Source organism: Bacillus sp. NMTD17 (genome assembly GCF_002998735.1).
Lineage (GTDB): Bacteria > Bacillota > Bacilli > Bacillales > Bacillaceae > Bacillus.
On the sequence record NZ_PVRH01000004.1, the window covers coordinates 313,736 to 326,806 of the forward strand.

General features: G+C 41.4%; 13 protein-coding genes and 1 riboswitch. Of the genes, 10 read left to right on the forward strand and 3 right to left on the reverse strand.

From position 1 onward, the window contains the following. Positions 1–108: 108 nt before the first annotated feature. A complete protein-coding gene (locus C6347_RS13790; RefSeq protein ID WP_106037118.1) occupies positions 109–939 on the forward strand; it encodes an EcsC family protein in 831 nt (276 codons plus the stop codon). 24 nt (positions 940–963) lie between these two features. Here the strand turns inward: C6347_RS13790 and C6347_RS13795 are convergent, their stop codons facing one another. Next, positions 964–2,061 (reverse strand): DctP family TRAP transporter solute-binding subunit, encoded by a 1,098-nt coding sequence (locus tag C6347_RS13795; protein ID WP_034663982.1) that lies wholly within the window; start codon positions 2,059–2,061, stop codon positions 964–966. A gap of 67 nt (positions 2,062–2,128) precedes the next feature. Between C6347_RS13795 and C6347_RS13800 the strand changes: the two genes are divergently transcribed. The 8 genes from C6347_RS13800 (at position 2,129) to C6347_RS13835 (ending at position 10,823) form a co-directional block, all read left to right on the forward strand. After that, positions 2,129–3,748, forward strand: coding sequence for an ATP-binding protein (locus tag C6347_RS13800; RefSeq protein ID WP_066031785.1), 1,620 nt, complete (start codon positions 2,129–2,131; stop codon positions 3,746–3,748). Next, a complete protein-coding gene (locus C6347_RS13805) occupies positions 3,745–4,428 on the forward strand; it encodes a response regulator (protein WP_060595580.1) in 684 nt (227 codons plus the stop codon). Before C6347_RS13800 ends, C6347_RS13805 begins: the two co-directional genes overlap by 4 nt. A gap of 124 nt (positions 4,429–4,552) precedes the next feature. Then, complete coding sequence (dctP, locus tag C6347_RS13810; RefSeq protein ID WP_034666695.1) at positions 4,553–5,821, forward strand: C4-dicarboxylate transporter DctP; 1,269 nt, start codon at positions 4,553–4,555, stop codon at positions 5,819–5,821. Positions 5,822–6,032: 211 nt separating this feature from the next. Further along, positions 6,033–7,055, forward strand: coding sequence for an AI-2E family transporter (locus tag C6347_RS13815; RefSeq protein ID WP_034663979.1), 1,023 nt, complete (start codon positions 6,033–6,035; stop codon positions 7,053–7,055). 64 nt (positions 7,056–7,119) lie between these two features. After that, a riboswitch (cyclic di-AMP (ydaO/yuaA leader) is annotated at positions 7,120–7,253 on the forward strand. Positions 7,254–7,330: 77 nt separating this feature from the next. Further along, entirely contained in the window at positions 7,331–8,572 is a 1,242-nt protein-coding gene (locus C6347_RS13820; protein ID WP_060595581.1) for a dicarboxylate/amino acid:cation symporter, read from the forward strand. 126 nt (positions 8,573–8,698) lie between these two features. Continuing rightward, the gene (locus C6347_RS13825; RefSeq protein ID WP_106048611.1) at positions 8,699–9,625 is read left to right on the forward strand and encodes an ABC transporter ATP-binding protein; all 927 of its coding nucleotides are present in this window, start codon (positions 8,699–8,701) and stop codon (positions 9,623–9,625) included. Continuing rightward, on the forward strand, positions 9,603–10,370 hold the full coding sequence (locus C6347_RS13830; RefSeq protein ID WP_060595583.1) for an ABC transporter permease: 768 nt from the start codon (positions 9,603–9,605) through the stop codon (positions 10,368–10,370). Before C6347_RS13825 ends, C6347_RS13830 begins: the two co-directional genes overlap by 23 nt. 117 nt (positions 10,371–10,487) lie before the next feature. Continuing rightward, complete coding sequence (locus C6347_RS13835) at positions 10,488–10,823, forward strand: hypothetical protein (protein ID WP_003214381.1); 336 nt, start codon at positions 10,488–10,490, stop codon at positions 10,821–10,823. 103 nt (positions 10,824–10,926) lie between these two features. Here C6347_RS13835 and fbpB read toward each other — a convergent pair whose 3' ends face one another. Both fbpB and C6347_RS13845 read right to left on the reverse strand, forming a co-directional pair. Further along, complete coding sequence (gene fbpB, locus C6347_RS13840) at positions 10,927–11,076, reverse strand: Fur-regulated basic protein FbpB (protein ID WP_106037120.1); 150 nt, start codon at positions 11,074–11,076, stop codon at positions 10,927–10,929. Between the two features lie 350 nt (positions 11,077–11,426). Next, the gene (locus tag C6347_RS13845; protein WP_034663973.1) at positions 11,427–11,747 is read right to left on the reverse strand and encodes a thioredoxin family protein; all 321 of its coding nucleotides are present in this window, start codon (positions 11,745–11,747) and stop codon (positions 11,427–11,429) included. 184 nt (positions 11,748–11,931) lie between these two features. Between C6347_RS13845 and C6347_RS13850 the strand changes: the two genes are divergently transcribed. Then, positions 11,932–13,014, forward strand: coding sequence for a D-alanine--D-alanine ligase (locus C6347_RS13850; protein ID WP_060595585.1), 1,083 nt, complete (start codon positions 11,932–11,934; stop codon positions 13,012–13,014). The last annotated feature ends 57 nt before the right edge of the window (positions 13,015–13,071 follow it).

Sequence of the window (13,071 nt, forward strand, 5' to 3'; positions counted from 1 at the left end):
AAAGTTTCAAACCTTTCGAAACCGCTTCAATGTTCTATACGTATGATGAACAAGGATTGTGTATAATAACAAACAAATACTTGAGCGGCATCTAAGGAGGCAAATGGCATGGAGGAAAGAGAGTGGCTAAAAGCACAATTAAAGGAGATTGAACAGTGGGAGAAAGACCAGCAAAAGGTATGGTTTTGGGAGAAACTCAGCCGCCTTCCATTTCAAATGCTGGACAAGCTGACGCCTGCCTTTATTCAGAAAAAAATTGGTGTACTGCTAGATGAAATGGGGCATTACATTCAATCAGGCGGTGCCTATTTGACATCAGAAAAAGGCATCATCCATCAATTTCAAAAGAAATGTGCTGATGATTCCATTCAGCGCATAGAAGATATTGAAAAAGCTCCTATTGAAATCATGGATGCCATTAGTGAACATATGGGGAAAAACAGGACGAACCTCGCCACGGTACAAGGTGCGACAACTGGTGTCGGCGGTATGTTTACGCTGGCAGCAGATATTCCTGCGGTACTGGGTCTTTCCCTTAAAACATTACAGGATATTGCCGTCACCTATGGCTATGATCCTAAAAACAAGGAAGAGCGGGTCTTCATCATAAAATGCTTACAGCTGAACTCTGCTGATGTGGTGGGGAAGAAATCTATATTAAAAGAGCTGAGGAGCTATCAAGCTTCAGAAGGAAAGCACGAAAACATGATTTCCCAAATCCAAGGGTGGCGTGAAGTGGTGTATAATTACCGGGATTCGTTTGGCTGGAAGAAACTGTTTCAGCTTGTTCCCATAGCAGGCATTTTGTTTGGCGCAGTCTCCAACCGCTCACAACTAAAAGGTATTGCCGAAACAGGCATGATGCAATACCGAAAGCGAAGAATTGTCACAAGATTAGAAGAGCTCACGCAGCAAGAACAGAGTGAATCTGGTGCATAAAAATCCCTTTCTCAAAGGGATTTTTTATTTGGTCTCATCCTCATCTTGAAAAGCATGGATAGGAGAATGTTCATAACGCGCACGCAGCTCGCGAATCTGCTTGATTAGGGTGGAACCAATGGTTTTTTCGGCTTCCTCATACAAAGGATCGAGGGCTTTCACCCATTTTTGTCTTTCTGCTGGCGTCAATTCATGAATGGCAATCGGCGATTCCCGTTTAATGTCCTCTAGCTGATCTTTGTTCATCTGTTCTGCATGTTTTTCATTCCAAGCTGTTGTTTCTTCCATGGCTTCAAGTAAAATTCGTTTCGTTTCAGGTGTCTGGCGTTCAAAGAAGGATTGATCTGTTAAGACCACATAGCCCAAATACCCGTGATTACTGATCGTCATATAGTCTTGTATATGATAGAATTTTTTTGAATAAATATTTGAAATGGTATTTTCTTCACCGTCTACTTTTTTTGTCTCTAATAGCTGGAACGTTGAATTAAACGATTCCTGATAGGGCTTTGCGCCAAGAAGTTTGAATTGTTTTTCAATCATGTCGCTTTGCATAATGCGGAGAGATTGGTTTTTTAAATCACCAGGCTGTTTGATTGGACCTTTATTAGAGGTGATTTGCTTAAAGCCATTTGTCCAATAGGCCATTCCCTTTAGCCCGTCTTTTTGCAGGGTGCCAAACAATCTTTGGCCAATTGCACCGTGTAGGCCTTCTTGAACCGCATCATAATTAGAAAAAGCAAAGGGAAGGTCAAGAGCCAGCCACTCAGGGGACAGCATGCCGAGCTTCGAGGTAGACGGGGCGATAAATTGAACTTGATTCTCTTTAAGTGCATTAATTTCTTCTATATCAGAATAAAGACTCCCGTTGGAGAAAATCTGAATGCTGATCTTCCCATCGGATTTTTCGTGCACAAGCTCAGCAAATTTCTTTGCGGCAAGTCCTTTTGGTGTATTATCTGCCACGACATGGCTAAATTTGAACACAAGCTGATCCTTCAGCCCTGTCTGTTCATCATCAAAGGTCGTCGCTGATTTTGGCATCATATGATAAAAACCAAAGTATAAAGCGGTTACAAAACCGATTATGAGCAATAGTGTATAGGCGAGTAAATTCTTCATGCGTCCGATCCCCCTTATGTCAAGCATACTTGACCGAGGAAGAATTCGTAAAGATACAGGTGAAAAAATGATGAGAAATCGATTGAAATTACAACAATTATCTATTAGATGGAAGCTCACCATTCTCACATATTTCGTTGTCATTTTCGCCCTTTTAATCGGAGGAATTGTCCTTGTTGGGGGAATCCAGCAAACAGAGGAACGAGAGCTTCGAAAAAGGCTCATGAACACGGCGAGAACAGTGGCTGAGATGAATGAGGTGAAGCAGGCGTTAGCTGATCAAACAAAGGAACGTAACCGATTACAGCATGCCATCGAAGAGATTCGGATTATTCAAGATGCTGACTACATTGTCGTCATGGATATGGATCATGTGAGATTAACGCATCCAGTAAAAACAAGGATTGGTCAGCGCTCGGAGGGGACAGATGAAGAACCTGCTTTTGCAGAGCATATTTATTTCTCAGAAGCAGAGGGAGAGCTTGGGACAGCCATCAGAGCCTTTTATCCAGTGAAGGATGATCAATTTAATCAAACAGGGGTTGTCCTTGTAGGGAGAACGCTGCCAAGTATGATCGATATATTAGGAGAAATGAAGCGGGATATCCTCATGATCCTTCTGCTGACGCTCAGCTTTGGGCTTGTAGGCTCATTTTTGCTCGCCCGTCATATTAAACAGCAAATGTTTAAGCTGGAGCCGCATGAGATTGTCAGAATGCTAGAGGAGCGCACCGCAACCTTCCACTCTATTAATGAAGGGGTCATCGCCATTGATAATCAGCACATGATCACCATTTTTAATGAAAAGGCGAAGCAAATTTTTGGTGTGACAGGGGATGTCGTAGGCCGGAATATTTGGGATGTGCTGTCTGACACAAGACTCCCTGAGATCATTGATCGCGCTGAACCCGTTTACAATGAAGAAATTCATATGAGTGGAAAGCGGATTATGAGCAGCCGGATTCCGATTGTCATGAAAAAGAAAATTATCGGAGCGGTCGCCATTTTTCAGGACCGGACAGAAGCGGCAAAATTGGCAGAGGAGTTAACCGGAGTCAAGAACTTTGTTGACGGTCTGCGGGTGCAAAACCATGAGCATATGAACAAGCTTCATACGATTGCCGGGCTGATTCAGCTTGGTAAACCCGATCAGGCGCTCGATCTAGCCTTTCAAACGACGGAAGAACAGGAACATGTGATGGACTTTCTTCACCGCGTCATTCAGCATGATGCCGTTGCGGGATTATTGATGAGCAAAATCAGAAGGGGCAAGGAGCTAGGCATAAAGGTCGAAGTAGACGAACATAGCTGTCTGCGTGATTTCCCTGAGCGTCTAGATCAGCATGATATGACGAAGCTGCTTGGCAATCTGATCGAGAACGCCTTTGCCTCGTATGATACTGTAGAAAGAAACACAAAACGCATTTCTATTAGTATTGATCAAACCGAGGATGTCCTCGCGATGTTAATTGAAGACAATGGCTCCGGGATTGAAGAGGAAATGATTCCTTATATTTTCGATAAAGGTTTCACACACGGCAAAGAAGGCGGAACAGGCTATGGCCTGTATATTGTAAAAACGATTATCGACAAAGGAATGGGAAATGTAGAAGTCACATCAAGCATCGGCATTGGTACCACCTTCTCAATCGAATTCCCAATGACAATAGAGGAGAGAGACAGATGACTCAGATTAAGGTGCTATTAATTGAAGATGACCCGATGGTGCAAGAAGTGAATAAAGAATTCATTAAGAGTGTTCCTGGCTTTCAAGTTGCGGCAGTCGCAGGTAATGGGGAGCAGGGCATCCAGCTGATCAAAGAAATTCGTCCAGACCTTGTTGTCCTCGATGTATATATGCCAAAAAAAGATGGCGTGAAGACGCTTCAAGACATTAGAAAGCAAAAGATACAGGTGGATGTGATCGTTATTTCTGCGGCAAAGGACAAAGAGACCATTGGCATCATGCTTCAAAATGGCGCACGAGATTATATCATCAAGCCGTTTAAGTTCGAACGTATGAAAGAATCACTTGAAAACTATAAAGCGTTTAAATCTAAAATTCGCACAGCAGCAGAATTTTCTCAGGAGATGCTGGATGATATCATACGAAAGCCTGCTGTTAAGCAGGAGGATACTTGGCTCCCTAAGGGGCTGAATGTGCATACGATGAATGAAATTAAAGCTTATATGGGCTTGCAGGAAGGCCCGCAGTCTGCAGAGGAAGTTGCCAATGCACTCGGCATTGCCCGTGTCACGGCACGCCGGTATTTAGACTTCTTAGTGAAAGAAGGCGAGCTGAAATTAGATATGCAATATGGCGGGGTTGGCCGGCCTGTCAATAAATATATCGTACATTCTGACTAATAGACCAAAAAGACCAAAATGTACGATATGTCCATAAGCTTCACAGCCTTTGGTGAAATCGCTATCATTTAGCTACAGATAACAGTTAAGCGTTTACATCAAAGGGTGAGGGAGTTGATTTTTTATGAAGAGGCTTTTGAAGAACCTGACATTTCAGGTGATTGCAGCTGTCATTATCGGGATCATTGTCGGGATGGTTTGGCCAAACGTCGGAAAAGAAATGAAGCCGCTTGGTGACACCTTTATTAATGCCGTTAAAATGGTCATCGCGCCAATCATTTTCTTAACCATTGTTCTTGGTATTGCCAAGATGGGGGATATGAAAAAGGTTGGAAAAGTTGGGGGAAAAGCATTTATTTATTTTGAAGTCGTCACGACGCTTGCTTTGGTCATCGGTCTTTTTGTGGTAAATATCATGAAGCCGGGTGCAGGTCTGGACTATAGCAAGCTTGAAAAAGGGGATGTTTCACAGTATACCCAAAATGGGGGACAGGGTATCGACTGGATGGAATTTGTCACACACATCGTACCATCTAATATGGTAGATGCTTTTGCAAAGGGTGATATTTTACAGGTCTTATTCTTCTCTATTTTATTCGGTGTTGCGCTTGCTGCACTTGGCGAGAAGGGGAAAGGAATCATTGAGTGGCTTGATAAGCTGTCACTTGTTTTCTTTAAAATCATTGGATATATCATGCGTGCTGCGCCGCTCGGTGCATTTGGGGCAATGGCTTATACGATCGGACACTTTGGTTTGGCATCGATTAAACCGCTAGCGAGTCTGATGCTCTCCGTATATATGACCATGTTCCTGTTCATCTTCGTTGTGCTGAACATCATTTGTAAAATGTATGGCTTCAGCCTGTTCGGTTACCTGCGGTTCATCAAGGATGAAATTTTAATTGTTCTTGGCACAAGCTCATCAGAATCCGTGCTGCCAAGAATGATGGATAAAATGGAACGCTACGGGTGCTCTAAGTCTGTGGTTGGTCTTGTCATCCCAACAGGGTATTCCTTTAACTTAGATGGAACCTCGATCTACTTATCGATGGCTGTGGTCTTCTTGGCACAAGTGTTTGGTGTAGACTTGTCCATCGGTCAGCAGATCACCATCATCCTTGTCCTGATGCTCACCTCAAAGGGAGCGGCTGGGGTGACAGGAAGCGGATTTATCGTGCTGGCTTCTACACTCGCTGCACTACAGGTCATTCCGCTAGAGGGGCTTGCACTGCTGCTTGGGGTAGATCGATTCATGAGCGAAGGAAGAGCCATTACAAATCTTATTGGAAATGGAATTGCAACAATCGTTGTTGCGAAAAGTGAAGGTGAATTTGACGAAGCGAAGAGCAAAACAGCACTTCAAGAAATGCGCAATATGAAGCAGGCTGTATAGTATAAAAACAACCTAAAAACCGAAACCTTATGTTCTACATGGGGTTCGGTTTTTTCTTGTGCTGAAAAGAAAAAACATTAAAGCTTGATAAAATTAAAACGAATCGTAAGACCTTATTGACCTTTTATTATATAATTTACAGAAAGATCCGATATAATGTATATCAGATCCGATGAAAAATAGACTTTAGTCCTGGCAGGTGTGTAACGTAATGGCGGCATTTTTTAAATTGTTCGAAAAACCCGGTGTTAAGCGGTTTTCTGTATTTGTAGTATTAGCCACAGCCTTATATCTATTAAGAGGAATGATGAATTTAATTCTCTTGACCTTCATATTCACCTTTTTGATGAATCGGTTAGAAGAGGTCATTAGAGGTTTTTTAAGTCACTTCCTGAAAATAGGACAGAAATCGGTTATCACCATTTTGTATATTCTTTTGGCTGGTGGATTGACGTTTGGCGGATTCGTGTTTGTGCCAATTATCGCCAAACAGGTTGAGCAGCTATTTCATTTAGGAAAGAAAATTGCAGATCATCCACAAGATTTACCCTTCTTTGATGTCATCACCAACGTATTCGGAGATTTTAAAATATCAGCTTACTTTGAGAAAGGGTTTAATTTCCTCTATACATACTTAACAGATTTCAGCACGTTCAGTATCCAGGTCATTATGTCCTTAATATTAAGCATGTTCTTCCTGTTCGAAAAGGAACGCCTCATTCAATTCATGAACAAGTTCAAAACGAGTAAAATCTCAGTGTTCTATCATGAAATAGCCTTCTTTGGACGTAAATTTTCCAGAACGTTTGGAAAGGTACTCGAAGCACAGTTTATTATTGCAACCGTTAACTGTGTCTTAACAACCATTGCGCTAGGCATTATGGGATTCCCGCAATTATTTGGATTAGCGGTCATGGTCTTTTTGCTAGGCTTAATCCCAGTAGCGGGTGTGGTCATCTCACTTATTCCACTCAGCATCATTGCGTATACCCTTGGAGGCGGCATGTATGTCCTTTATATTGTGCTGGTGATCGTCATCATCCATGCCATTGAAGCCTACTTCTTAAACCCGAAACTCATGTCAGCAAAAACAGAACTCCCTATTTTCTTCACATTTATTGTGCTGATCTTCTCTGAACACTACATCGGGATTTGGGGACTCATTATTGGTATACCAATCTTTGTGTTTATCCTAGATATTTTGGAGGTCACCAACAAGGAGGAAAGTAGTTAAAAAGTTCATTTGAACCTGTTTACAATTTTCTAAAAATAAGGTATAAATAGTATGAAAATATCATAATAACCACACGCTTAATCCTTCTAAAGGAATGGGGGACCCACTATTTTGGGGTGAATTTTTCTCTGTTGAGAAAAAAGGACATCTCTTCGTCCTAACCCGTCAGCTAACCTCATCGGCGTGAAGAGAGTAAACGGTGGTATATGTAAGGACACGCAGACCCACGAGAAAACTCTCTCGTGGGTCTTTTTGACGAGGAAGGGGAGATTTTATTGAAGCTGGCTACAAAAATTATTATTGCCCTTATTGCAGGTGCAATCACGGGACTTTTGCTTAACATTTTCGCTCCAAATGTATTCAAAGTGTTAGATCCTTATCTATTCACACCTCTAGGTCAAATCTTCTTAAATCTAATCAAAATGCTGGTTGTGCCAATCGTCTTCTTTTCCATTACACTTGGTGTGGCAGGCCTCGGAGATCCAAAAAAACTAGGCCGTATTGGAGCAAAAAGCATCTTATATTTTCTACTGACCACAACCTTCGCTATTATCATTGCGATGTCTTTAGCATTATTAATTAAACCGGGTTCCTTTGGTTCATTCGATACAAAAGGGGCAGAATACGAACCTCAAGAAGCACCATCTACGACAGACACTTTATTAAACATCATTCCATCAAATCCAGTTCAATCTTTAGTTGAAGGAAATATGCTGCAAATCATTGTTTTCTGTGTATTCTTAGGACTAGGAATTGCAGTGCTAGGCAAAAAAACAGAAGGATTACTCAAAATATTAGAACAAGGCAATGAACTCATGATGTACCTTGTAGGAGTGGTCATGAAATTTGCTCCATACGGGACATTTGGCTTAATTGTGACGGCTATTGGGAGTCAAGGTCTTGATGCCATTAAAGCCATGGGACTGTATTTTACAGTGGTGTTAGTAGCACTATTGGTGCATTTCTTTCTCACATATGGCTCAACCTTGGCTTTATTTGCAAAACGAAATCCATTTACATTCTTTAAAGACTTTTCGCCTGCGATGGTCGTAGCCTTTAGTACGTCTAGCAGTAGTGCGGTTCTCCCTGTATCAATGGAAACCGCTCAAAAGAAACTGAAAGTACCTGAGCCGATTTCTAGTTTCGTGCAGCCGTTAGGCGCTACGATCAATATGGATGGGACAGCCATTATGCAAGGGGTTGCAACCATCTTTATTGCACAAGTGTTTGGTGTGGAGTTAACGCTGATGCAAATGCTCACAGTTGTATTAACCGCCGTATTAGCCAGTATCGGGACAGCCGGCGTACCGGGAGTAGGCTTGATCATGCTCGCAATGGTCTTGAACTCGGTTGGGCTTCCTGTTGAAGGTATTGCGCTCATCCTTGGCATAGACCGCTTATTAGATATGGCAAGAACCGTTGTCAATATTACAGGTGACGCCGCATGTGCGGTGATTGTGACAGAAACTGAGAAAAAACACGAGAAAGACGCAGCATCACCGAACCTATCCATGTAATGTAAAAGAAGGGCTGACTCGATCAGCCCTTTTTTTCATGGGCCTCTTGTCTTGCGTGATATACTTTTAAAAGAATGAGCGGTCTTATTTGCCGCCATAGGCTTTACATCAGAAGGAGGAAACACGTTGCAGTCTGCTGTTCTAAAAGTAGAGAAAGTCGATAAACGAATTGGTCGGAAATTGATCTTACAAGATATATCTATAGAAATAGGGAAAGGAGAAATCGTCGGCTTACTAGGACCAAATGGGTCTGGAAAAACAACCTTAATTCGCTTGATCGTTGGTTTGATGAAAAAAAACAATGGCCGAATCATGATCAATGGATATTCACAGGATGAGGATTTTCTACACGCAATGTCATCTGTTGGTGCGATCATAGAAAATCCCGAATTTTATTCTTATTTAACAGGCTTTGAAAACCTTGAACTATATGCGGCGATGCACGATGGAGTGACGGAAGAACGCATGCAGGAAGTGGTGAAAAGAGTTCGTCTGGAGCACGCCATTCATCAGAAGGTGAAGACGTATTCACTGGGGATGAAACAAAGGCTTGGGATTGCACAAGCCATATTACATCAGCCGAACCTGCTGATTTTAGACGAACCGACAAATGGACTTGATCCTGCAGGTATGAAGGAATTCAGGGAGCACTTGCAAATGCTCGTACGAGAAGAAGGAACGTCCGTGTTATTTGCCACACATTTATTGCATGAGGTAGAAGAGCTATGTGACCGCATGATCATCATTCAAAAAGGACAGATCAAAGCCAGTGCGAAGCTCCGGGACATGGAGGGGAAAGAACAGATACTCATGAATATTCAGCCAGTGGAAAAGGCGGTTTCGTGGCTCGACACGCAGGCCTATACATATGAACGAAATGGAGCGCGTGTATTACTTCATTTGAACAAAGAACAAGTGCCTGAGCTGAACAAACAACTTGTTCTGGCTGGGTTTGATGTACTTGAAATGACGCCTCAAAAGCCATCAATTGAAGAGGCATTTATGAAATGGACGGAAGGCGGGACGGCAGATGCTTCAACTCATCAAGAATGAGCATAAGAAAATGATGAGGAAAAAGATCACATTCATTGCTCTTGGATTGATCGTTGTGTTTCAATTGGCGATGGCTCTAGCGTTGAAACGAGTCATTTCCAGCTTTGGTGGACAAGACACTGTCGCCAACTATTTTGCTTATTCCACGAATGTCGTATTTATTTTACAGGTGCTCGCAGTTGTCATTGGCGCGACCTTGATCTCAACAGAATTTCAAAAAAGAACAATCAAGTTTTTATTGATCCGGCCCAAAACAAGGCTGCAAATTTTTCTGTCAAAATACATCACACTTGTGCTGACGGTCATATATTTGTTTGTTTTTTATTATGTATTAGCTTTTTTATTTGGCTTTATTTTCTTTGGTACTGAATTTGATGAAAGTACGGGACGATTATTTCAGCATACGTTTGCTGTTATCGGATCTCAGTGGGTGGAAGTGATGATGATGGCAAGCTTCGCTTTTATGTGTTCCAGCTTGTTTAGGAACAGCCTCGTTGCGCTTGTGACCTCGTTTTTTGTTTTATATGCGGCGAAATCACTTGTGCCTATTATGTCTCTTTTAGAAAATCAGTGGGGGAAAATCCTGCTTTTTGCTAATACGGACTTTACTCAGTACAGCTTTCAAGGACCGCCGCCCTTTCATGGCATGAGTCCTTTGTTTTCTCTATTTATGGTAGGGGCGCATTTTGTTTTCTTTGTTGGCACGGCTTGGGTTCTTTTTTGGAAGCGTGATGTAAATGTGTAAAAATTGTGTCAAATAACAAGAAAAATTCGTGACATCTTTGTGAAAACGAGTCTGCATTTCACGATAACCGGCTGATTTTGTCTTATAATAAGAGGGAGTCTTGGAGGTGGCACTATCGTGAAAAATTTCATTACGGCTTTACCCATTTTGTTGTTGCTATCGTTTTCGTTTGTGTCTTTTGCCTTCCAGTTTGATCATCTTATTTATTTCAGACTAGCGCTGGGGATCTTTTCGTTAGCGGGTCTTTTCTTTCTGTATACACTTAAAAGAAACATGAAATGGTTCATGGTTTATTTATATGCGAGCTGGATCATTCTTGCTGCCGTCACAACCTTTGAGGAGCCTGTCTTTTCTCAGTTCTTCTTCGGTGGTTTAACAATGACAATGGGTTATCTCACATATATGCTCATTTATTTAGGAATGAAGCAGGACCGTGTAGCGAAATCACATTAAAACAAAAGCCGATAAAATCACATCATAGATTTTATCGGCTTTTTTCTTTTTGTTGAAAAAGACAAAAGAGACGAGCAGCCAGCTGTGACTGCTCGTCTTATGTTTATGATTCACGTCCAGCAGCTGCAAGCTGCTCCTGATGCTTTTTGTCGATTGTTTCGTATATACTTTCCATCATTTTAGGGTCGCGCATGATGGCCTTCTTGTTCTCTTCAATCAATTGCTGATATGTTTTGATTTTCTTCTTAGACATGTGACTCATCGCTCCTTTATATAAGTATAGACGTCTATAGGATTTTATATAGATGAAATTGATAATCATTATCAATTAGCAACTCTATTATACAAAGCAAAATGTCAGAAGTAAAGAATCTATTCAGAAAATTCACGTAACCGACAAATTCGAAGCCTAGTCGACGCTCATTCTTTCCCAGGAAATAATTCCTGTCATTTCTTGTCGTAAGTGAAACATCTATATAAAACATTCTTTTGCTCATTGAAACGTTTTGGATGTGCAACTCGTCTTATGGAGAGATTTGATGTAAGAGATGGGGAAGAAAAAAGACACCAGCAAGCGTTTGCTGATGTCCTTCGTTTAACCAATTAAGAAACGTGCCCTTGAAGAAACTCTGTCACTTCTTCAGGTGATTTTGCGTTTGCGCTGTGTAAATGACCTGTTTTTTCGCCATTTTTGAAAATCAACAGGCTTGGAATACCCATGACCTGATACGTTTCTGCTAATTCAGGAAAATCATCTTTGTTTATTTCAAACCATTCATGATGAGCATAAGCCTCTAAGATGTCTGGAATGAACATGTCCATTCTTGTACAGTCAGGACACCATGTTGCAAAGAATTTAACGATGACTTCTTTGTCAGATTGAATGATTTCATTGAATTGTTCAGTACTTGTGATTTTTTTCAATTTGTCACAACTCCTTTTCAATGTCATTTTAATATAAAATAATGGCGAATGACATACAAATGCTCGGGAGGCGCTTACAACCTTTACAAATCATTTCAATTCCGTAACAACAAAAATTAATTAGAGCATTTTTGCTTGAAAGTGATAAGATAGTAAAGATGAATTTTAGTGGGGGGAGTATCCATTGAAAATAAGTTTAGGATTGATTTACGGCGGAAAGTCAGCCGAACATAATGTATCACTGCAAACAGCCCTTGCAGTTACAAAAGCACTTAACACTGAGAAGTTCGATATACATCCAATTTATATTACAGAAGAGGGCGAATGGCTAAGAGGAGAAAAACTCACTGAACCAGTTTCAAACGTCAAAATGCTTCAATTTGAACAGAACGCAAAGACGTTTTTACCAACTTCTTTAAATGAGAGCATGTTCCCGCAGCCTGCATCTGCTGATGAGAAGATTGATGTTGTCTTCCCATTGCTGCATGGGCCAAATGGTGAAGATGGAACGATGCAAGGATTACTTGAACTGCTAAATATCCCGTATGTCGGCAACGGCGTTCTTGCTTCTGCCGCGGGTATGGATAAAGTCATGATGAAAGATGTTTTTGCTCAAGCAGGACTTGCACAAGCAAAGCACCTTTCCTTCAATAAAAAAGACTATGAAAAGGCCACACCAGACAGCTTAGAACAGGTGGAACAAATACTTGGCTATCCATGCTTTGTGAAACCTGCCAACATGGGGTCAAGTGTTGGAATTAGCAAATGCCGCAGCAAAGAAGAGCTGCAAACCGCATTCGACTTGGCTTTCCAATATGATCGTCGTGTGGTCGTCGAAGAAGGCGTCGTTGGAAGAGAAATCGAAATTGGTGTATTAGGAAATGACGAGCCGAAATGCTCTGTCGTTGGTGAAATTGCACCTAAAACAGATTTTTATGACTACAAAGCAAAATATGAAGATGGCGATACAGATTTGATCATTCCTGCAAGCGTGTCAGAGGATGAATACAAGACGATTCATGATATGGCGATTAAGGCATTTAAAGCCCTCGATGGATCTGGTCTTGTACGTGCAGACTTCTTCCTCACAGAAAAAGGCGAAGTGTTGATCAATGAAGTGAATACAATGCCTGGATTCACACCATTTAGTATGTTCCCGCTGCTTTGGAAACACACTGGTGTAGAGTATCCAGAGCTGATTGAAAAGCTAGTGTCACTTGCAATTGAACGCCATCAAGAAAAACAAACCATTAAAACGACTTTTTAATGTGAGCAACAAGCAGACACTATCCTTAGGTAGTGTCTCTTTTCCTTCAAACGTGAA